Source organism: Paenibacillus sp. FW507-14B1B, assembly GCF_058781425.1.
In genome coordinates, this window is the sequence record NZ_JBYSWS010000001.1 from 1,551,940 (window position 1) to 1,573,440 (window position 21,501).

18 protein-coding genes are annotated in these 21,501 nt (G+C 44.4%); 2 read left to right on the forward strand and 16 right to left on the reverse strand.

What is annotated here, in order from left to right; genetic code table 11:
• Nucleotides 1–8: 8 nt before the first annotated feature.
• Both addB and AC3WJJ_RS07470 read right to left on the reverse strand, forming a co-directional pair.
• Nucleotides 9–3,515: a helicase-exonuclease AddAB subunit AddB gene (gene addB / locus AC3WJJ_RS07465; RefSeq protein WP_492539278.1), complete on the reverse strand. Its 3,507-nt coding sequence runs from the start codon at nt 3,513–3,515 to the stop codon at nt 9–11.
• A 370-nt stretch (nt 3,516–3,885) separates the two neighbouring features.
• On the reverse strand, nt 3,886–5,259 hold the full coding sequence (locus tag AC3WJJ_RS07470; RefSeq protein WP_492539279.1) for a class I SAM-dependent rRNA methyltransferase: 1,374 nt from the start codon (nt 5,257–5,259) through the stop codon (nt 3,886–3,888).
• Between the two features lie 102 nt (nt 5,260–5,361).
• Between AC3WJJ_RS07470 and AC3WJJ_RS07475 the strand changes: the two genes are divergently transcribed.
• A complete protein-coding gene (locus AC3WJJ_RS07475) occupies nt 5,362–6,333 on the forward strand; it encodes a Na/Pi cotransporter family protein (RefSeq protein ID WP_492539281.1) in 972 nt (323 codons plus the stop codon).
• A gap of 1 nt (nt 6,334) precedes the next feature.
• Here AC3WJJ_RS07475 and AC3WJJ_RS07480 read toward each other — a convergent pair whose 3' ends face one another.
• The 12 genes from AC3WJJ_RS07480 to hrcA form a co-directional block, all read right to left on the reverse strand.
• Nucleotides 6,335–6,766: an NUDIX hydrolase gene (locus AC3WJJ_RS07480; protein ID WP_492539283.1), complete on the reverse strand. Its 432-nt coding sequence runs from the start codon at nt 6,764–6,766 to the stop codon at nt 6,335–6,337.
• 90 nt (nt 6,767–6,856) lie between these two features.
• Entirely contained in the window at nt 6,857–8,200 is a 1,344-nt protein-coding gene (gene mtaB, locus AC3WJJ_RS07485; RefSeq protein ID WP_492539285.1) for a tRNA (N(6)-L-threonylcarbamoyladenosine(37)-C(2))-methylthiotransferase MtaB, read from the reverse strand.
• Between the two features lie 2 nt (nt 8,201–8,202).
• On the reverse strand, nt 8,203–8,973 hold the full coding sequence (locus AC3WJJ_RS07490; protein WP_492539286.1) for a 16S rRNA (uracil(1498)-N(3))-methyltransferase: 771 nt from the start codon (nt 8,971–8,973) through the stop codon (nt 8,203–8,205).
• Nucleotides 8,974–9,066: 93 nt separating this feature from the next.
• Entirely contained in the window at nt 9,067–9,750 is a 684-nt protein-coding gene (locus AC3WJJ_RS07495) for a site-2 protease family protein (protein ID WP_492539288.1), read from the reverse strand.
• Between the two features lie 2 nt (nt 9,751–9,752).
• Entirely contained in the window at nt 9,753–10,724 is a 972-nt protein-coding gene (gene prmA / locus AC3WJJ_RS07500; RefSeq protein WP_492539290.1) for a 50S ribosomal protein L11 methyltransferase, read from the reverse strand.
• A 192-nt stretch (nt 10,725–10,916) separates the two neighbouring features.
• The gene (locus AC3WJJ_RS07505; protein WP_492539291.1) at nt 10,917–11,111 is read right to left on the reverse strand and encodes a YfhD family protein; all 195 of its coding nucleotides are present in this window, start codon (nt 11,109–11,111) and stop codon (nt 10,917–10,919) included.
• A 29-nt stretch (nt 11,112–11,140) separates the two neighbouring features.
• Entirely contained in the window at nt 11,141–11,509 is a 369-nt protein-coding gene (locus AC3WJJ_RS07510) for a hypothetical protein (protein WP_492539632.1), read from the reverse strand.
• Between the two features lie 270 nt (nt 11,510–11,779).
• The gene (gene dnaJ, locus AC3WJJ_RS07515; RefSeq protein WP_492539293.1) at nt 11,780–12,901 is read right to left on the reverse strand and encodes a molecular chaperone DnaJ; all 1,122 of its coding nucleotides are present in this window, start codon (nt 12,899–12,901) and stop codon (nt 11,780–11,782) included.
• A gap of 99 nt (nt 12,902–13,000) precedes the next feature.
• Entirely contained in the window at nt 13,001–14,848 is a 1,848-nt protein-coding gene (dnaK, locus tag AC3WJJ_RS07520; protein WP_492539294.1) for a molecular chaperone DnaK, read from the reverse strand.
• Nucleotides 14,849–14,941: 93 nt separating this feature from the next.
• On the reverse strand, nt 14,942–15,535 hold the full coding sequence (gene grpE, locus AC3WJJ_RS07525) for a nucleotide exchange factor GrpE (RefSeq protein WP_492539296.1): 594 nt from the start codon (nt 15,533–15,535) through the stop codon (nt 14,942–14,944).
• A 47-nt stretch (nt 15,536–15,582) separates the two neighbouring features.
• Nucleotides 15,583–17,136, reverse strand: a complete 1,554-nt coding sequence (locus AC3WJJ_RS07530; protein ID WP_492539298.1) for a TCP-1/cpn60 chaperonin family protein — start codon at nt 17,134–17,136, stop codon at nt 15,583–15,585.
• 13 nt (nt 17,137–17,149) lie between these two features.
• Nucleotides 17,150–18,184, reverse strand: coding sequence for a heat-inducible transcriptional repressor HrcA (gene hrcA, locus AC3WJJ_RS07535; protein WP_422660305.1), 1,035 nt, complete (start codon nt 18,182–18,184; stop codon nt 17,150–17,152).
• A gap of 425 nt (nt 18,185–18,609) precedes the next feature.
• Here hrcA and AC3WJJ_RS07540 point away from each other — a divergent pair, with 425 nt between their 5' ends.
• Nucleotides 18,610–19,593 carry a hypothetical protein gene (locus AC3WJJ_RS07540; protein WP_492539300.1) on the forward strand — a complete coding sequence of 328 codons (984 nt, stop codon included), beginning with the start codon at nt 18,610–18,612 and terminating at the stop codon, nt 19,591–19,593.
• Nucleotides 19,594–19,653: 60 nt separating this feature from the next.
• Here AC3WJJ_RS07540 and AC3WJJ_RS07545 read toward each other — a convergent pair whose 3' ends face one another.
• Together AC3WJJ_RS07545 and hemW are read right to left on the reverse strand one after the other, a co-directional pair.
• Nucleotides 19,654–20,115, reverse strand: a complete 462-nt coding sequence (locus tag AC3WJJ_RS07545; protein ID WP_492539302.1) for an N-acetyltransferase — start codon at nt 20,113–20,115, stop codon at nt 19,654–19,656.
• 74 nt (nt 20,116–20,189) lie between these two features.
• Nucleotides 20,190–21,371 (reverse strand): radical SAM family heme chaperone HemW, encoded by a 1,182-nt coding sequence (hemW, locus tag AC3WJJ_RS07550; protein ID WP_492539303.1) that lies wholly within the window; start codon nt 21,369–21,371, stop codon nt 20,190–20,192.
• Nucleotides 21,372–21,501 lie beyond the last annotated feature (130 nt).

Consider the following 21,501-nt stretch of genomic DNA (forward strand, 5'->3'; position numbering starts at 1 on the left):
GATATCGTTCAACTCCCGTCTCCTCCTTTCATCTGAGCAAGCAGATTCCACACCTGATCCTTGCCTGGTTTACCTAATAATTGATATTGACTTCCTTCCATCGACTCATCGAATTGGCACACCGGTCGGTATGAACAGTGGGTACAAGCAGTCTCCTGTCCAATTCGGTAAGGTTCAATATTCACTTCACCACCCGTGATCCGGGATCCAATCCGTACAATATTCTCTCTTACCGCACCCAGTAGCGTATGCCACTGGTCCGGAGTCGCCACTGCGGCGCTGCTATAGAAGCTACCATCTGCCTTCACGGCAACAGGAAGAATGGCTGAGTGCCCTTTGTCCAGAGCAGAATCCATTAAGGAGACTGCCTCACGATCCGCAAGAAGCAATCCTTTCATTTTGAATCGCTTCAAAAGCTCTTCAGCAGCTTGATCTGCATTCATTCCGTTCGGTGACTGAAGAACAGGATCATGAACATGGAAATAAAGTGTACCTGCAGGAAGAGCAGTCTCTCCTAACCAATCTTCAGCAAATGTAAGTAAAACATCCAGATAAGTCAGCATCTGTAGTGACAATCCATAATACACTTCATGCAGCTTTAGATCCTTCTGACTCGATTTATAATCAATAACCCGAAGCATGATTCCATTCTCTCCGCGCGCCATATCAACACGGTCAATCCGGCCGACCACTTCCATCATCACTCCATTAGGTAGCTCAAAAGCTAGTGGAGGAATAGGTTTATCGGGCCCGAAATCTAACTCCAAGCCAACCGGTTCAAAGCTGCCTCGACGAGATTGTTCACCTAATATGATAGAAGCGCGGCCTACAATATTTTTAAGCTTGCGGGATATATAGCCGTATCTCTTCGAGCTAAGTAGTATCTCACCTTGTAAGAGTGGAACGAGCCGATCTACCGTCGACTCCGCCTCGCGAAGGCATTCATCCGCACTCAGATCTCCCCAGCTTCGATGCTGCTCTTGAAACCGAGAAGCCATATCACTGAGCGCAGCATGAAACAGCTGTCCAATATCAGGAGCTTGAAGTCGGTAAAGTTGTCTCTCCTTCAGCTTAAGTCCATGTGAAGCAAAATGGGAAAAGGGACATGCTACAAAACGCTCCATCCGCGACACACTTGTGCGAAGCTTACTACCATATAAGCGTCGACTCGTATTCTCCTTTAGCGTCTTCGTTTCATTGCGATATGAAAGTGAGGACAACATTGTTTCCAGTTGATCTTTCCATTCCGCATTACGAGCGAACCAATTGTATACTTCCCACCACAAAGGCGGTAGGTTCCCTCCATTCCTAAAGTCTCGAAGTCTACCTACAAGAAAAGCGAGGGATTTCCCACTTCCAGCTATGAATCGTCCTTGTTCCTCTGTAGCTTGCGCACCATGAGGCTGAGCATAGAGCACCTGTTCATTCAACTGAAACATGCTCTTCAAATGTCGTATGACCTCCGATGGCAGCAGTCCTTTCCCCTCATGATCAGCAGTCGGATAGCTAACCCACAACCGGTGGCTGGCACTGGTTAGAGCCGTATATATAAGAAAACGTTCATCCAGAAGTCGACGTGAAATGTTAGGAGCTAGTTCCATGCCAGAACTCTCAAGCGTAACCCGCTCCTGCTCTGTCAATATGCCATCATCCTGAAATTGAGCCGGAACAACCCCGTCATTCACGCCCAATAAAAATACATATTTAACGCCACCCGAACGGGTATGATCCATGCTGCCTACCAGTACCTGGTCAAGAGACGGCGGTACAAGTGACATTTTGAGTTCGGTTAGACCTGTATCCAGCACACCTGTAAACATTTCTGTGCTCAGTTTTTCGCTTCCCATCATTTCAACGATCTGATCTAGAAGATCCAGCACAGCAGACCATATCTGGCGATGCTCTCTAGCCTCTTCAGGCTTACCGCTATCCAGTGCCGCTCTACTCATCAGCTCCAGCTTCTCCGGCACCTTAGCCTCTTCAAGCAGTTTAAAAACAGCTGTACATTTATCAAGCGCTGTTACGCCTTTCTTCATTCTCTTCTCAAAAGCAAACAGCGGGCCAGTAATCGCCGCACGGCAATTCTCTATGTGATGGAGTCCTTTGCTGTGACGAGTCCCCTCAGCACCATCTTCCAGAGACAGGCTAGGTATGCCTTTCCAAGGTCGACCATCGGTCCAACGCGAACCTTGAATACCAGAAGCCAGTACATGGTTCTCTAATACATCCATATCCTCTCTGGTTAGTGATCCATCTAGAGGGAGCAGAAAGTCTGTTTTGACACATCGGAAAACATCATCGTAACGCCAGCGCCGCTGGACGACATCAAGAGCCGAACGGATAAACTCTACAAGCGGATGATGAAGTTCACTTCGCTTTTGATCAAGGAAATAAGGCACATCGTATTCGCGAAACAGTGGCCCGATTAAAGATTCATAATCGCCTAGATTACGGGCAAACACTGCCATCTCACGGTATCTTGCTCCTTCTTCCCTGGATAATCGGATCATCTCACGAACTGCACCCTCCACTTCAGCACGACGGTTCGCAGCAGCATAAATCGCTAAGCCCGTATCACCCTCATTCTCTTCATGAGAGCGAAAGCGTACTTTCCGGTCATAACCACGTTCTAAATGCGCAAGTACGGAACAATTCTTAAACCGCGGTAGTGTATCTTCCTGAAGCAGCGTGTATGAAGATTCTATGTCCAATTCATCTGCAATTCCTTGTAGCTTTACATATGTCGTAGCGGTTGGATGAAATAAATTTAATTCATGCGGCATTGCACCACTTGAATAAGGTTTATCCAATGTCAAAGCAGCGGTTACCGACGAAGCGTGCTGAATCAGTTCCCTAAGCACTGCGTATTCCTGTGGGGTAAAGCCATGGAAACCATCGATCCATATATCAGCATTGCTGATATATGATGAACGACTAATCCCTTCAGCAAGCGTAATAAGTGTATCTTCCTCATCCATATAAAGTGGGGATAGCTCGCGTTCAAAATCTCGGTATAACATTACTACATCCTCAAGCTTTCGCTTAAGCATAGGAGAGCTTCCTGCGACAGAGGTCAAATAAGTAAGTTGGTCCTCAATACAGGCAGAATCAATACAATATCTTTTCATTTCAGTGTATAAATCACTTAGCTTACCTACAAAACCTAACTGTTCCCCTGACGCACCAAACAATTTAAGTTCCTCTTTACGATGCTGAATGATCTTGTATAACATCATTCGCTTGCCTTCTTCACTAATTGCAATCTTGGCAGCACCGCCCGTTTCCTGCATTACCCGGTAAGCCAATCGACGAAAGCTTAGTACTTGGGCACGAAGACTCCCCTTGATTTTCCCAGAAGTGACTAGCATATTCTCCGCTTGAAATGAGGCTTGCTCTGGTACGATCAGAATAATCGGCTTACCTTGAGGATCCTCCTCCAGTCGTCTTGTAATCTCTTCACATATAGCGGTGCTCTTCCCGCTTCCAGAACGCCCGATAACAAAATGCAACGACATGTCATACCTCCTTAATACTCAAGCCTATTGTTCGATACATAAACCCTGTTCTATATATAAAAAAATCATGTCTAACAATCGTATTCTCTCAGATAATCTTTGACTCTTAAGCTGAAATCCCTATACTTTCAACCTATAAGATGATGTCTATTAGTATAGCATATCTGAGAATAGAAGGAACATACGTTTGGATTGCATTACCATTAGAAACACAAATAAGAAACTTATTTATAAACCATTATAAATCGTCCCTATCAGGCCCTTAGTCAACCCCTTCATTCACATCAACACATCAAAAAAGACTGCTCAATTAAGCAATTATACTTCGCTTAATCAAGCAGTCTTTTCAATCTTTATTGCAACTGTTACTCTATATTGTCTTTTTGCTACGAACCTCGAATACTGCAAACTTCAAATAATGACCTTCATCTACACCCAAGATCTGAGGGTGATCCTTGCCAGCTGCACGCCATTCGATTAGACGTAACACTTTACCGGCATCCTGCGCCGCTTCTTTAATCGTCTCCAGGAATAGATCAGGACGCATGTGATATGAACAGCTCGCAGTGACAAGATAACCACCTTCATTAACTAACTTCATACCATGAAGATTGATGTCTTTATAACCGCGGCAAGCTCCCTTGACCGCACCTTTACTCTTGGCAAAAGCAGGAGGATCTAGAATAACGACGTCCCATGTGCGCCCGCCTCCAGCTGTTAACGGCTTGGAGGTATCCACCTTATGGTCCCCTTTTGCGCGTTCCTCCCGCTCTTCTACACCTTTCACCTGTGTCCGAAGATATTGAAAAGCGTCATCCACAACGAATTCGACACGATCCTGAAATCCGTTCAGCTCCACATTTTCTCTTGCACTTTCGATCGCATGCGCTGATATATCCAAGCAAGTCACTTTTTTAGCACCGTACTTACATGCATGAAGTGTAAAGCTTCCTGTGTGTGAAAAGCATTCAAGAACCGTTGCTCCATCCCAGTAAGGAAACGTAACTTCTTTTCCACTCTTGTTAACAGGAACCGTACGAACTTCTCCGCTGATTTCAACCTCCTGCTTCACAATTCCACTTCGGCCTCCCCAGCCCTTCATAAGCGGCTCAATAGAGGCTCTGTTCTCACGCTGGTCAAAGAAATAACCCGTTTTCTGACCTTCTTCAATATCAACTTTGATCTTTAATCCATTCTCTGTCACAGTAACGTGCCTTGGACACTCCCCGTACAATGTTCCCTTGCGTTGTTCGAGACCTTCCAGTTCCCTCACGGATACATCGCTGCGCTCATAAATCCCTACAGGACTCATTACTTCTACGAGAGCTTCTACAATGTAATCTCGGCAACAGTCCATACCAAGTGTCAGAATCTGAACTACAAGCACATCAGCAAACCGATCTACAATCAGACCTGGAAGAAAGTCTGCCTCTCCATATACAAGACGATATGCATTCTCTTCACTAATAAAGCGCTCGCGGTGAGATAAACATTCCTTGAATCTAGCCACAAAAAATTCCCGATCCAACTTCTCAAGAGGTTGGTACGAGACAATTCTTACTGTAATTTGGGATTTCGGATTATAGTAACCCGTTGCCAGAAAACGTCCCTGATGATTCATCACTTGAACCAATTCACCAGGTTGTGGATTCCCTTCAACGGATGCGATTTCACTCTTAAAAACCCATGGATGACTCTGTTCTAATCTTTTCTTGCGATTGCGATCTAAAATGACCGATGCCATTCTTAACTTCACTCCCTGATTTCTCTCCCTATGGACAATCATTGGTATGCGCGTCCCATTGGGGTCATATGAATAAACTAACAATTATTAAAGGAGAATCTCATGCTTTCTTCACTCTGGTTTCCGGTCACTTATGGCCTCGTCGTGTTCTTGCTGGGTATGAAGATTATGGAGGTATCTCTTCAACGCTTTGCTGGCCAGCAACTGCAGCAATGGCTGCACAGAGCAACGTCCACCCCTCTAAAAGGAATGATCACAAGCACAGGTCTCACTGCTCTATTACAGAGTAGCACGGCTGTCACGGTGCTAACGATCGGTTTCGCCAATGCTGGTCTCCTGAACTACGCAGGAACATTAGGTATCATTTTAGGCACCAATATCGGTACAACCCTGACAACCGAGCTGATCAGTCTACAGATCGGACAAGTAGCCATGCCACTGCTAATTCTTTCGCTTATGGTCTGGACTGGGGTAGTCATCCTTAATGACAGACTTCCATCCGGGCTAATTAAACTACGGGTTAAACTAGAACGGACCCAATTCATATGCCTAGCCCTTGCTGGATTCTCTCTTATCTTGCTTGGTATTCGCATCATGCAATCCATCGGTGCTCCACTGCAACAACTCGGCATGTTCCAATGGTTTATCCAGCATGCCTCGCAGAGCATAGTTTGGGGGATTATAGCTGGAACGGTACTCTCTGCTCTGATGCATAGCAGTATCGCTGTGATCGCGATGACTATGGGGCTTGCCGCTAGCGGTGTGTTGCCTCCTACACTAGGTGTAGCCATTGTGATCGGCTCAAATGTCGGCACATGTGCGACCGCCCTTATAGCCGCCATAGGCAGTACGCAAGCAGGACGGTTTGTAGCCTGGGCTCATTTAGGGCTAAACATCGGCGGTGCACTTCTTTTCGCCCCGTTTATTTCTGTCCTAGCGACCGTCTCTGGCCTCATTGCAACAGATCCAGGAAGCCAAATTGCCCATTCACAGACCATCTTCAACATCATCTGTTCCTTGCTTGCACTACCTTTGTGTTATCTTCCTTTCTGGCATAAAGCATCGAAAACTTAAGTTAGATATTAATATTCAAAAGCTCAAGTGCTTTACGTAGAATGATATCGTTGTTGTCGTACCCGGACTGACGTTGTTTTTGCCAAGCTGTATGAGGCTCATACCATTCAACATCGTTAATCTCTTCAACCTGTGCCTTCAAGGTGCCTTCTTCAGCTTCCACTAAATAATAATGTACTTCTTTGTCAACCACTCCATATTCGGGATGATTGTATTTATAAGCGATAATATCTACTGGGGAAATAATCTTACCCACAATTCCCGTCTCTTCCCAAATTTCTCGAAGTGCTGTCTGCTCAATCGTTTCACCAGCCTCCATCTTACCTTTAGCAAGTGAAGTTTTCCCATAACGATCTTGAATCAATTGAATTTGAAGCACTCCGTCCTTTTGACGATAAACAACTCCGCCCGCGGATATTTCTTTTCGATTCATTTTTGCATCCTCCTTCATGTGCAACAAGGATTTCACCTCCGGTAATGGAAATGAAATCCTTGTCAATTCTGGCAGCGGTAATCTGTTAGCTTATTGGGCAGCAGCCGTTAATCCGTTCTCCATGACACTAACCAATTCGCCTTCACATTCATTCACTCCGGCTTTGGTTACCTTCACGCGGCATAATTGACCTTCAAGCTCAGGACCACCATCAAATACAAGCTGTAAGTAGTTTCCACTGTACCCTTGCATTTTCCCGCCACTTGGAGATCCCTTGTATTCCCGTTCAGGAATCACATCTACCACTTGACCTACGAATTGTTCTGCGTAAGCAAGCTGAAGCTGTTCTGACAAGTCGATAAGTTGGTGAACACGTTCATTCTTCACTTCTTCATCCACCTGATCTTCCATCCGTGCAGCCGGCGTACCGGTTCGTTTGGAATAAGGGAACACATGCATTTCAGAGAAACCAATTTCCTTCATCAGTTCATAGCCATTCTGGAACATTTCATCAGTTTCGCCAGGGAAGCCAACAATTACGTCCGTTGTGATGGCCAGATCCGGCATAGCTTGACGAATCAGCTTCATCTTGTGGAGAAACTCTTCGGTTGTATATTTACGTCTCATCCGCTTTAATACCGTATCATCACCCGCTTGCAGCGGAATGTGCAGATGACGGCACATTTTGGACGATTTATTGAGAACTTCTAGCATCTTATCGTCAATCTGGCTTGCTTCAATCGAACTGATACGAATTCGTTCGAGTCCTTCCACCTTATCTAAATCCCATAAGAGGTCAGACAAACGATAGTTCTCAAGATCATCACCGTATCCACCTGTATGAATACCCGTTAATACGATTTCTTTATAGCCAGCATTAACGAGCTGCTTCGCTTGCTGAATAATGCTCTTCGGATCACGGCTACGAGACAATCCGCGGGACCATGGAATGATACAGAACGTGCAGAAGTTATTGCACCCATCTTGAATTTTCAGGAAAGCACGCGTACGCTCTGCAAAATCAGGCACGTCCATTTCCTCAAAAGCACGAGTCTTCATAATGTTACGTACTGCATTTATTGGCTGTCTTGATTGCTCAATTTCGTGAACAAAGGTCATAATCTTATCGCGGTCCTGGTTACCAATGACAAGATCCACACCAGGAATATCTAAAATCTCCGCAGGTGATGTTTGAGCATAACAGCCCGTCACCGCAACGATAGCATCAGGATTACGACGTACAGCACGGCGAATCATCTGCCGGCTCTTCTTATCCCCCGTGTTCGTTACATGACAGGTATTAATCAGATAAACATCTGCGGTTTGTTCGAAATCCACCTGTTCGTAGCCTTCATTCTTGAAAAGCTGCCAGATGGCTTCGGTATCGTAAAAATTGACTTTGCAACCTAACGTATAAAACGCTACTGATGGCATATTCAAACTCCCCCCATTTCTCCAGATTCATATAGTGCGCATGCCAGTGCAGTCATTCCTGCAGTCTCACAGCGTAAAATTCTACGACCAAGTCCAACAGAAATAGCACCAGCCTCTTCAGCTGCTCTGCACTCTTCTTCAGTGAATCCACCTTCAGGACCCACGAGTAGCAGCAGCTTAGCGGTTGATCCCGGTTCCTGCATTGACTGTGCCGTAAAAGGTTTCAGCACATCCCTTAGCTGGGAGCCGTGCTCTTTTTCATAACAGAAACAAACGGTGTCATAACTAGCGAACGTATCCAACAGCTTCTTCCAAGTCAGCGGCTGTTCAACTTCCGGGATGATATTCCGATGAGCCTGCTCAGCAGCCTCCTTGGCGATTTTACGCCATCTTTCCAGCCGTTTGCTTTCCTTCTTGGCGTCATATTGGACTATAGTGCGCTCCGATATAAACGGTACAAATGTCACAGCACCAATTTCGGTACACTTCTGGATCACGGTCTCCATCTTGTCGCCCTTCGGAAGGCTCTGTGCAATCGTCACCTTCAGACGCGGCTCATGGGTCATCTCCAGAGGCTCTGTTACAACCGTTATAACGCTTGTCTGCTCTAAGCTTTCTATCTCTACCAACGCTTCTCTGGATATACCATCACTTACAATGAAGGTATCCCCCGGCTTGCCACGCATCACTTTGGTAATGTGTCTGGCATCTTCTCCGGTAATTTCCACGCGGTCTCCCTTAAACTGCTCGGGTGAAACGAAATATCGCTGCATACTTTATCCTCACCTATCTCAAAATCGCCAAACCCCATCATACAACTTTTCAATCAACCTGACCAGTGAAAATCCGTGGCAACAAGCCATGAATTAACCTCCGAACAAGGTCTTGAAGATGTTTAAAAAGAAAACGGATAATTCATATGCTTTATCATAAAGTGGTCTGATCGTGTAGTTTTGGAAGCCTGGAATAAGAATAATTAACAAAAAGACCAGAATGGACCACTGTTCGAACTGCTGCAACTTAGCACGTACGTGGCGCGGTACCAGATCCTCAAGAATTCGGTAACCATCCAGCGGAGGTAACGGAACTAGGTTGAACATGAATAAGAAGAAGTTCAGCACGATAAAGGTGTCAAAAAAGAAATGAATGGCTTGAACTACTTTCGCGTTATCAATTCCTTCAATAATTCCAAATTGGTACATCCCTGCATATATTAAGCAACCTACAATACCTAATAATAAGTTACTCAGTGGTCCAGCAATGGACACGATAATGCCCATCTTGCGCGGATTACTGAAATTCTCACGATTGACCGGTACGGGACGTGCCCAACCGAAACCTGCAAAGAGCAATAAGATTATCCCTAGAAAATCAAAGTGAACTGCAGGATTTAGCGTAACCCTTCCAAGAAGCTTTGCCGTCGGATCTCCGAACTTGTTCGCAAAATAAGCGTGAGCAAACTCATGAAGGGTAAACGCAATAATCAAGGTGATCAAGTAAAATGGAAGCAGCTCTAGCGGATAAAAAAGTAACTGATCCAAAAATTCCATTATTACCTCTTCCTTGCGACAAACGCTACCCAGTCATCTTCACGGTGTATATCCGCGATTTCAAACCCGGAAGAAATCAGCGCTTGCTCAACAACATCGATTTTGTTCTTATAAATACCTGATGCAATATAAGTACCACCAGGCTGAAGGGCCGCATAAACATCATCTACAAACAGCAAAATAACTTCTGCTAAAATATTAGCAACAACAACTTGGACAGGCAGCTTAACACCAAGATCCTCAGAGCTTCCATTTGTAATTACTGTAAGTAAATCACTCTCTTTAACAACAATTCGATCCTCCATGCCGTTTTGCCGTGTGTTCTCTATTGCACTTTGAACCGCAACGGGATCCAGATCCAAGGCAAGTACCCGTGAAACCCCAAGATGAACTGCTCCAATAGACAGAATACCGGAACCTGTACCCACATCAATAACTTCCTCGCCACCTTGGATCACACTGTCCAGTGCACGAAGACATAGCGAAGTTGTTGGATGTGCCCCTGTTCCGAAGGCCATTCCCGGATCTAATTCAATAATCCGCTCATCATCTGATTCTGGAATATACTCTTCCCAAGTTGGCTTAATTGTAAGCCTATTCGATACTCGAATCGGTTTAAAATACTGCTTCCATGCAGTTGCCCATGATTCCTCATCCACTGTATTGAGTTCATAACGGACATCGCCTGTATCAATGCCGAACAAGGATAATTCCTCAACTCTTGGAGATATTTCATTTTTAATGTCTTCAAGATTCACATCTTCAGAAAAGTAACCTTTAATAACCGCTTGTCCCTCCGGAATATCGTTGAAAGGAACGTCTCCGAACCATTCTCCGTGCGGCGTCTCTCGCTTCTTATTCAATGTGCCGGACTCTTCAATCGAGACTCCTCCAGCTCCAGCTTCGTGCAAGAAGTTAGAAATCATCTCCACAGATTCCTCTGTGGTATGTATCGTTAATTCATGCCATAACATTTGTAGGTGATCCTCCTCGTTTTTACATAAGTCATATTGTACTATATGGAGTACCCTTGTTACAAAATTTAAACGTTATTTATGGTTCAAAGTCACAACAACCAGTGAATTTACATGAAATAGGGTCCCTTTAACGAACAAAACTCGTTAAAGGGACCCTGTGAGAAGAAATGCTAATAGGCCAGGTACATCTTAATTCTCATGTTCATGATTATCAAACATTTCTTTAAGCTGCCGCTCATCAGCCGCCTCACTCCGACGCATAGCCTGTACATCATCCGTGTCTGCTTCTAGAGCTGAAAATTCCACATCCTCCGCTTTAGCAGACTGTAGCGCAAGGATCTTCTCCGTTTTGTCTGCTATTTTACCTTTTTTCACTCTTCGCATTGATCTCATTCTCCTTTTGTCTACACAGGTTATATAAATCCACCGGCTTCTTCAATAATGCTCATTGCTCGCTCAAATACACTTTCATCCAAAACAACGGTTAAGAGAATATCACGTCCGTGAAGCCCATCATCTGCTGCACTCATCCCACTTGCAGAGGGGTCTGCTGCTCCTAATATCCCAGCAGAGGTATTCGAGAGAGCTGAGTTTAGTGTCATGGATGTTAAGCTAACAATATTGCCTGTTAATGGATTCATGATGTTGTTCATCTCTCCGCCTGGATAGGCACTGAAGCGATCAATCGACATATCCACAACCTTTAATGCCTCAAGTTTACGAGCTACTCCCTGCGCCTCTTCTGGACTTTTGAAGTAAGCCAAGATGTTTTTTTCTGTCAACATGATCACCTGCGCTTTATTTTCTGAATAGTTAATCGTTAAACGAACCCTTCCTAGAATGCTTCATTGCAATGGGATTTATCCCTCGATATTTTTGCTGTGAATGTAAAAATAGGAATCGAATTCATCCTTCGATTCCTATTAGTGAATATTTCCGTCAAGGGAGCGTACCTATGCCTACAACAGCAAAAAGCCGCTAAAAGGAATTCCTTTTAGCGGCTGTATTAAAAACTCTTCATCACGCATTAAAATTTAGTGGACGATAGCCCATTAGTCCCCGCGGAAAGCTCGTTTCACACGGTCAAAAAAAGACTGTTCCTGCTCATGTGTCTGTTCACCGTCTAAGGAAGCGAACTGACGGAGTAAATCTTTCTGCTCATCGCTAAGCTTACTTGGTGTAATAACAACCACCTTGACATGCTGATCACCCTGTCCAAGACCGCGAAGGCGTGGAACACCTTTGCCTTTAAGACGGAAGAACGTACCTGTCTGCGTTCCAGAAGGGATTTTCAGCTTCACTTTTTCAGTCAGCGTTGGGATTTCGATCTCATCACCAAGTGCTGCTTGTGCAAAAGTAAGTGGTACTTCACAGTAAATATCGTCGCCTTCACGTTCGAAGAAATCGTGAGGTTTCACACGGATAACGATATAAAGATCACCCGCTGGACCTCCACGTAGTCCGCCTTCTCCTTCGCCTGTCATGCGCAGTTGAGCGCCATCATCGACACCTGCTGGGATCCGCACGTGAATTTTACGTTGTTTCTTAACCTTGCCGTTGCCCTGACAAGTCGTACAACGTTCTTTAATGATTTTACCGGAACCATTACAGTTTGAACACGCACGTCGGTTAACCATTCGCCCGAATGGTGTGTTCTGCACAACCTCTTGTTGACCGCTACCATGGCAGACACCGCAAGTTTGCGGTTTCGTTCCTGGTTTCGCTCCGGAACCATCACAAGTATCACATGTTTCCGTTCTCGGAATTGTAATATCTGTTTCTTTACCGAACACAGCTTCTTTAAACTCAACGGTCATCGTATATTGCAGATCGTTCCCCCGTTGTGGTGCATTCGGGTCACGACGTCCATTACCGCCGCCAAAGAACATATCGAAAATATCTCCAAAACCGCCGCCAAAGTCGCCGGAGAAACCACCGCCCATACCTTGGTTCGGATCTATGTGTCCGTATTGGTCATAACGCGCACGATTCTGGCTATCGCTGAGTACGTCGTATGCTTCTTTTACTTCCTTAAACTTGGACTCAGCATCTTCCGCTTTGTTTACGTCAGGATGGTATTGACGCGCCATTTTTCGATACGCTTTTTTGATTTCGTCGTCCGACGCGTCCTTGCTAACGCCGAGCACCTCATAATAATCACGCTTTTCAGCCACGGTTTCACCCCCAATTCACTTATTACTCACCTCGGACAAAAGGAAAGTCAAAGTGCGGGATTCGCGCTTTGACTTTCCCTTGACGCAAGTCTATTCAGATTAACCTTTGTTCTTATCCTCGTCAACAACCTCGTACTCTGCATCAACGACGTTATCTTTCTTAGGAGCGCCTTCTTGAGAAGCCTCACCAGCTCCGCCAGCTTGCTCAGCTTGAGCTGCTTGCTCATACAGTTTTACGGACAACTGTTGAACAATTTCAGTCAGTGCTTCAGTCGCTGCATTGATCTCCTCAATATTGTCGGATTCAAGAGCTTTTTTCACGTTCTCTTTCGCTTCGTTCGCTTTGTCGATTTCGGAAGCATCCACTTTATCGCCAAGGTCTTTCAGCGTTTTTTCAGTTGTGTATACAAGCTGATCTGCATTGTTGCGTGCTTCAACAAGCTCTTTACGCTTACGGTCTTCATCAGCATGAAGCTCAGCGTCTTTCATCATTTGTTCTACTTCTGCATCGCTCAAACCGCTTGAAGAAGTAATCGTAATTTTTTGGCTCTTACCTGTACCTTTATCTGTAGCCGATACGTTTACGATACCGTTCGCATCGATGTCAAAAGAAACTTCGATTTGTGGTACGCCACGTGGAGCCGGAGGAATGTCTCCAAGCATAAAGCGACCCAGAGTTTTGTTACCAGCAGCCATTTGACGCTCACCTTGTAGAACGTGAATTTCAACGCTCGGCTGGTTATCTGCATATGTTGAGAACACTTGAGATTTGCTTGTAGGAATCGTTGTGTTCCGCTCGATCATTTTAGTGAATACACCACCAGCTGTTTCGATACCTAGTGAAAGTGGAGTAACGTCAAGAAGAACTACGTCTTTAACATCTCCAGTCAGTACACCAGCTTGAACTGCTGCGCCCAGTGCAACAACTTCATCCGGGTTAACGCCTTTATGAGGCTCTTTACCTGTCAGCTTCTTAATAGCTTCTTGTACTGCAGGGATACGAGTTGAACCACCTACAAGAACGATCTTGTCAATATCAGCAGCAGTCATTCCTGCATCGCTCAAAGCTTGACGAGTAGGTCCAAGTGTACGCTCTACGAGGGAAGCAGACAATTCTTCGAACTTCGCACGAGTCAAGTTCACTTCCAAGTGCTGAGGTACGCCATCAGCTACGGTGATGAACGGCAAGGAGATTGTTGTTGTCAAAATACCGGAAAGCTCTTTCTTCGCTTTCTCTGCAGCATCTTTCAAACGCTGAACAGCTGCTTTATCTTTGCTTAGGTCAATGCCCTGTTCTTTTTTGAATTCAGCAACCAGGTAATCGATGATCACTTGGTCAAAGTCGTCACCACCGAGGCTGTTATCACCACTTGTAGCTTTAACTTCAAAGAAACCATCGCCTAGTTCCAAGATGGAAACGTCGAACGTACCGCCACCAAGGTCATATACGAGGATCGTTTGATCTTCGGATTTCTCCATACCGTAAGCAAGTGCCGCAGCTGTCGGCTCATTGACAATACGAAGCACTTCAAGACCAGCAATTTTACCAGCATCTTTTGTAGCTTGACGCTGACTGTCATTAAAGTATGCAGGAACCGTAATAACCGCTTGGGTTACAGGTTGACCCAAATATGCTTCAGCATCGGATTTTAACTTTTGCAGAACAATTGCAGAAATCTCTTGCGGTGTGTAATCTTTGCCATCGATGCTTTCTTTATGGCTTGTACCCATGTGACGTTTAATCGAGCTAATCGTACGGTCAGGGTTCGTGATCGCTTGGCGTTTCGCAGTATCACCGACAACACGCTCTCCGTCTTTCTTAAAACCTACTACGGATGGAGTTGTGCGTGCACCTTCTGGGTTAGGAATTACAACGGCTTCGCCGCCTTCCATTACTGCTACGCAAGAGTTTGTTGTACCGAGGTCAATACCAATTACTTTACTCATGAGAAAATATCCTCCTTCATATTTCACACATCCAACAGAGGTGTGTGGCTCGTTTTTTAAAGTTATAATTTATTAAAAGTCGACGATGGCCTATTACATGCTTACCTTAACCATTGCCGGTCGAAGCACCTTATCTTTTAGCATATAGCCTTTTTGAACTTCTTCCACTACGATGCCTTCTTCATACTCATCGCTTTCCACCTGCATAATAGCTTGATGGAACTCAGGGTTGAATGGTTGACCCACGCTATTCATTGCGGTCAGGCCTTCTGCTCCAAGTACCGTTTCTAGTTGACGGAAAATCATGCTTACTCCTTTGGAGAAGGATTCGAATTCCGGAGTATCTTCGGTAGCTGCTAATGCACGTTCAAAGTTATCTACAACAGGCAATAGCTCCGTAATCAACTTGGAAGAAGCATATTTTGCTAGTTCTTCCTTCTCTTTAAGTGTACGTCTGCGGAAGTTATCAAAATCAGCCTGAGCGCGCAGTGCGCGTTGTTGCTGTTCCACTACTTCATTTTTCAACTTTTCAAGCTCAACATGATGGACATCTTCTTCCGTCACTTCATTGGAAGTATGAAGCTCTTCCTCCTGTACCTCTGGTTGTTCACCGGTTTCTGGTACGGCATGCTCCATAGTATCCTCATTTACTGTATCTTGAACCGTATTATTCTGGTCTTTATTCAAGATGCCTTCCACCTCCTTATAGTTATGCCTCTTATTTAATATTGGTATTAATCTTCAGGACCGCTCGTATCACGCATTTTAATCACATGATGAATACGAAGCACAGCAGCTGCAACCTCTCCTGCTGCACGCAATCCATGAAGCTTAACAGGCGCTGGATCCACGATGCCTCTGTCTTCATAGCTGATAACGGCACCGGTGTCACAATCAATTCCCATGGAGTCGGTTCCCAGGCGGATTTGAGCCGCTCGTACTTCCTCCATCTTCTCCAATGGATTATAGCCGGCATTCAGTAAAATCTGAGACATGGGGCGTCGAAGCGCAGTAGAAACAGCCTCAATACCAAAAGCCTCCATGCCCTTCTGAACTTCCCTGTGACGTTCCAGTTCATAGGAAACGGCTAGTTCACTTGTCCCCCCACCTGGGAGCACACCGCCAACAACAGCGGCTTGTAGTGCAGATGCTGCATCACAAGCGATACGCGCTGCCTCCCCGACAACCTCTGACGTGCTGGCACCAACGATGATGGTAACCACACGATCACCGGAATCAGAATGACTACCTTGGAGTCGAACTCGCTCTAAGGCTTCATCGTAAGCAGCTAACGGAGTATAGCCAAGAATAGACACTAATTGTTCAGGGTCTTTATGTAGCGCACTGCGACGCACTGGTATAGCCCCCGTCATGTCGCAGACCCGGCGTAAATCGGCCCGTGATATTCGCGGCACAACCATGATACCGTGATCGAGACAAAACTGCTCAGCGTCCGGATGAATTCCTTTTTCCAAGAGGATTACTTTTACCGACATATCTGATAAACGTTCCAAGTCTGAAGCGAATACCTTACGTAGATCCATATATCTTGCAAACCCAGCTTCGGTTGTTAGCACCTCTTCGTCAAGATCATCAGGTTCAAGTGAATCCAGAAGAACAAGGACTTTAGCATCGTCATACTGCTTCTGTTCACGAGCGAACAGCGGTTTCTGCCGAAGCAGTATGCCTTCGAACACCTCGTTCTCAGCCTTCTCTAGCGCAATGATACTATCAGCAAGAGAGAAGGACGGGTCTCTTAATCGATCTAACCCCGCCTTTGAAGCAGCCTCCATGACCAGATCCACCATGTCCCGTCGTTCACGTCCGGCTACAAAAGCGGTCCTTTCAAGTAAAGGATCGTCCAAGCCTTCAATTACGCGCACCCGATCTGATAGAAAACGAAGCGCCATATCAATACCCTGCTTCATGCCTTCGACTACTTTGGAAGCAGGAACACCACGCACAATCTGCGCAACACCTTCTTGTACCAAAGCACCTGCGAGTACTGTTGCTGTGGTTGTTCCGTCTCCAATCTTCTCTTGCTGAGCTCTGGCTACTTGAATAAGTAGTCGGGCAGCGGGATGAGTCACATCCATCTTATCTAGTATAGTTACCCCATCGTTCGTAATAACAACCTCACCACGGGGCCCTACAAGCATCACGTCTAGACCTTTGGGACCTAGCGTTCCCTCTACAGCGGATGTGACAGCCCGAACCGCATTACTATTATTAATGAGCGTAGAATGGCGCTCATCACCATCTCCATGCTGCTGTGGTCCTTGGCTCATCACGCTCACTCCCTTATTTATACCAGTGCGTTAGCAATTTTGTTAGATCATGCGACAGAATATTCAATATTCCAATGACGCGGGCGTATTCCATTCGAGTTGGTCCCAGTATTCCTATGGTACCAAGTGCCTTACCGTTGGCAGAATACGTTGCTGTAATCAGACTGCAATTTGCTATAGCTGCATGATCATTCTCCGTACCGATGCGAACTTGAATCCCAGTTTCACCAGGTGTCGGAGTCATCATCTTCATAAGAATAGGCGTCTGCTCCAGCAATTCAAAAATGTTCCTTACCTTATCTACATCTTTAAATTCCGGTTGATTCAGCATGTTGGTTGTTCCACTTAAATACACTTTTTGCTCTTGATCATTACTATCGAGTGCTACATCAAGTACACTCATTAATTCCTCGTAATGATCAATATGCCGCTGCATTTCCTGACCCAGTTCTGAGTACAGCCTTGTCTTCAGTTTATACAATGGCACATTTGCCAGTTTACTGTTTAGAAGGTTAACCACTTGCTCCATTTCCGATACAGAAACACCTGGCGGGATCGTAACGGTCTTGTTCTCAACTTGCCCTGTGCTCGTTACAATAATAGCTACCGCTTTGTTATCCCCTAAAGGAAGTAACTGGAAGTGGCGCAGAGATGTATGAAAAACTTCCGGCCCAAGTAGGATGGAAGTATAATTCGTCATCTGTGACAAAATGCCAGCAGCATGCTGAATCATTTGCTCCATAGCATTCAACTTCTCAGCAAAAAATGCTTTCATCATCTGCAGTTCGGAAGGATTCAATGAAAACGACGACGTAAGGTGATCTACATAATAACGATATCCTTTATGTGAAGGAATACGTCCAGCTGAAGTGTGAGGTTGCTCCAGAAAACCCAGATCCTCCAAATCAGCCATCTCATTACGAATCGTCGCAGGGCTATAGCCCACATCTCCACGTTTAGAAATGCTTCTGGATCCAACCGGCTCTGCCGACCGAATATAGTCATCGACGATCGCACTCAAAATCATGCGTTGGCGATCTGTTAACATGTCGTTCCCTCCTTGCTGACTGCAGGTTTTTCCAAATCATTAGCACTCATCACGATCGAGTGCTAACCGATATATCAAAAATACCAAACCGACCGGAGTATTGTCAAGTCGGTTCGGCATCTTATGAACAGCTTCATGCTGTATAGATACAATTCCTCTAATCTTAGCTACTGTTTAACTGATTTGAATTATATAGAAGTAAGAAACGAAAATTAACAACCACAATATCACAATTTATGTTAGTATTCTCCATGGGTAAAATTAACTATATAAGGCGGGTATTTATGACTAGAACATTCAAGGTATTCCTCTCATCCGTATGTTGCTTCATTTTATTATGTGTTACCTTACTTTCTTCATCGACAGTAAGCGCAGCTACAAATGCCACAAATAGTGTCAAAGTTTCTAAGGAAATCGCCATCTTCTTGGACGGTAAATTAATGATTTCTAAACAGAAGTCCTACATATTCGAAAAAAAAGCCAACAGCGAAACTTACTTACCGGCAAAACTGTTATCAAAGATAAAAAATGTGCATGTCGACTACGGCAAAATCATATCCGTTAAATCTCCAACTGGAACACACGAAATTAACAAATCGAATTCCTTGCTTTATGACGGAACTACCTATATAACTTACAAAAAGTTCCTCAGCATCTCAGGAATATCAGGGAAATATCATCCTAAGGCCAATGCGATTTTCTTATGGAGTCATGCAGATGGAAAAGCAAAAACTGACTCCCTCATTCAAAAATTAAACAACACTCCGTCTAATATGCAAGCCTATTTAGGAGAAAAAGTGTTCGTGTATAAAGGAAACCAGACCGGCTGGATCACTGAAATAACATCTTTAGGTTACAGTATGACAGAAGTGCAGATCACACTTAATAATGGGAAAGTTTTAAACGAATCCATTCTGGAATCCACGCCTGATACATTTTGTTTATTCTCTCATTATCTTTATGTTACAACAAAATTAAGTGGGCAATCCTACTGGGCCAATAAAAATCAGTTACCTTCTTCGAATCCACTTTATCATTTAGAAAGGGTGTATTTCACTTCAGTTAAAATTAAAGATCAGAATATCGTTGTTACAGCAAAAAGAGCTAGCGGAAAAATGGTTACATTAAAATTCCCAATTAACGGTAGTTTAACAAAGCAACTAGAGTCTGGATTTTACATCAAGGACCCCAAAAAAGCTTTTCCGAATTGGTCTTCAAAAGTATGGGAATCGATTATTAAACAAGAGATTTTCATAGGAATGACATGGGAGCAAGTATATCTTTCCTGGGGATATCCGGATGACAGCAATTCATATACAAGCTACTATTCTGATATGGACCAATGGATATACGGGGATACGTACCTACACTTCTATGATGGTGTTCTAGAATCCTGGTCAGATTATTAATAGTTAGGCATGAGAAAAAGGCTGCCCAAATTCACATTTGGTACAGCCTTTTTTCTAATATCAATTAAGCATTTTAAGAACCGCGATTTCATCACATGCATGCTGCTTCTTGCAATGAATACAGTCGGTCCATACTTTTTCAGGAAAAATTTCTTTTTCAACAACTGTAAAACCATTTTTAATAAAAAAAGATACCTCGTATGTTAAAGCCATCACCTTTGGGATTTCACGTCTCTTAGCCTCAGCCATCAGTGAATCCACCAGCATGGAGCCTATTCCTTTTCCCTTATAGCCCTCAGAAATGCCTAGCGACCGAATCTCTACAAGATCGCTTCCGAGCTGACATAAAGATCCACAGCCAATAACCGCACCGTCCCATTCGGCCACAACAAATTCTTCAATCTGCTGCTCTAGGACTTTCCTCGACCGTGGAAGCATAATACCTTTTTCGGCATATCCCTGAATCATCTGATACAGTGGCTCTACATCATCCACTTTAGCTTTTCTGCATACGGCCGGCATTTCTCCGTCTCCCCTTTATACGCTCCGTCATAATATGAATAAATATACAACAGAGCGTATAGAAGTTCAATAGATTATTTACCTGATAAACTGCCTATAAATTCAGCAAAGACTTCATTACCGAACAATATCCCCTTATCACTCAGCTTATAACCATCATCTGTCGCATCCAGCAATCCTGCATTAACCATCTTATTGAGTGGACGAGCAAAGACAACATCAAGAGAAGTGTTAAACTGCTGTTCAAAATGACTCCGGGAAATTCCGTCTAGTACGCGCAGGCCTACCATCAGGAAATCCTCCATAGCATCCTCTTGAGATATGTGGAAGCTATCCAATCGTGGAAGACCTTTCTTGACGGCTTCCACATAGGGATTAACACCTTTTATGTTCATATGACGCTGTCGGCCAACATAACCATGGGCTCCTGCTCCAAGACCGTAGTAGTCCTCGTTAAGCCAATAGGTCATATTATGCTTGCTCTCAAATCCAGGTTTAGCGAAATTACTAATCTCATACTGCTTATAACCAGCCTCTTTCATTCGGTTCATCAGCAAAAGATACATATTTAGCTCATCTTCCTCATCCGGAAGCGGAAGTTGATTCTTCTGATAAAGGGTATGGAACAAGGTGTTCTCTTCAACCTTCAAGCTATATATAGAGTAATGGGGTAATCCAAGTTCCAGCGCCTTAGTCACACTTTCCGACAACATTTCAATCGTCTGATTCGGCAGACCAAACATCAGATCAATAGACATATTGTCAAATCCGGCTTTCTTAGCATTTTCCAGACTGCGGTACACGTCATCTGTATTATGAATACGACCAATCCCTGTAAGCAGATCGTTCTGGAATGCTTGCACACCAAAGCTTACACGGTTCACGCCACCCTCACGCATAACAGACAGTTTCTCTAAATCAGTCGTACCAGGATTTGCCTCCATCGAAAACTCAATATGCTCATCCCATTCTGGGAAATGGTCTCTCACAGTCTTCAGGAAATATTCCATTTCCTTCGGGTTCAATACCGTAGGTGTACCGCCCCCTACAAAGATACTTTTAATTACTCCTGGAGGAGATGCTTTGACGGTGAGTTCCATTTCGCGTTCGAGCGCCTGCAAATAATCCATAACTGGCTGGTCTTTTAGTACATACGAGTTAAAATCACAATAAAAACATTTATTCGTGCAAAACGGGATATGGATGTATACTGCTTCCGTGCGTTTGCTATCTCCGTTTGTCATTGGCGTTGTCATAAAAAACCTCCCTTGCTTAACCTTGCTTTTAAGCCTCTATCTTTTTGAATTGTGTACAACTATATCGTACTAACATCTTCATCATGAAAGAAAAGGAAAGCCAAGAGCGGCTTTCCTTTCGTAATTATGT

Bases quoted from the DNA above. Each gene is read 5' to 3' on its own strand.
- mtaB (WP_492539285.1), bottom strand. From the start codon at position 8,200: ATGCCATCAGTAGCGTTTTATACGTTAGGTTGCAAAGTCAATTTTTAC.
- AC3WJJ_RS07480 (WP_492539283.1), bottom strand. From the start codon at position 6,766: ATGAATCGAAAAGAAATATCCGCGGGCGGAGTTGTTTATCGTCAAAAG.
- hemW (WP_492539303.1), bottom strand. From the start codon at position 21,371: ATGACAACGCCAATGACAAACGGAGATAGCAAACGCACGGAAGCAGTA.
- AC3WJJ_RS07495 (WP_492539288.1), bottom strand. From the start codon at position 9,750: ATGGAATTTTTGGATCAGTTACTTTTTTATCCGCTAGAGCTGCTTCCA.
- prmA (WP_492539290.1), bottom strand. From the start codon at position 10,724: ATGTTATGGCATGAATTAACGATACATACCACAGAGGAATCTGTGGAG.
- AC3WJJ_RS07475 (WP_492539281.1), top strand. From the start codon at position 5,362: ATGCTTTCTTCACTCTGGTTTCCGGTCACTTATGGCCTCGTCGTGTTC.
- AC3WJJ_RS07530 (WP_492539298.1), bottom strand. From the start codon at position 17,136: ATGAGCCAAGGACCACAGCAGCATGGAGATGGTGATGAGCGCCATTCT.
- AC3WJJ_RS07545 (WP_492539302.1), bottom strand. From the start codon at position 20,115: ATGCCGGCCGTATGCAGAAAAGCTAAAGTGGATGATGTAGAGCCACTG.
- dnaK (WP_492539294.1), bottom strand. From the start codon at position 14,848: ATGAGTAAAGTAATTGGTATTGACCTCGGTACAACAAACTCTTGCGTA.
- AC3WJJ_RS07490 (WP_492539286.1), bottom strand. From the start codon at position 8,973: ATGCAGCGATATTTCGTTTCACCCGAGCAGTTTAAGGGAGACCGCGTG.
- hrcA (WP_422660305.1), bottom strand. From the start codon at position 18,184: ATGTTAACAGATCGCCAACGCATGATTTTGAGTGCGATCGTCGATGAC.
- AC3WJJ_RS07470 (WP_492539279.1), bottom strand. From the start codon at position 5,259: ATGGCATCGGTCATTTTAGATCGCAATCGCAAGAAAAGATTAGAACAG.
- AC3WJJ_RS07505 (WP_492539291.1), bottom strand. From the start codon at position 11,111: ATGCGAAGAGTGAAAAAAGGTAAAATAGCAGACAAAACGGAGAAGATC.
- addB (WP_492539278.1), bottom strand. From the start codon at position 3,515: ATGTCGTTGCATTTTGTTATCGGGCGTTCTGGAAGCGGGAAGAGCACC.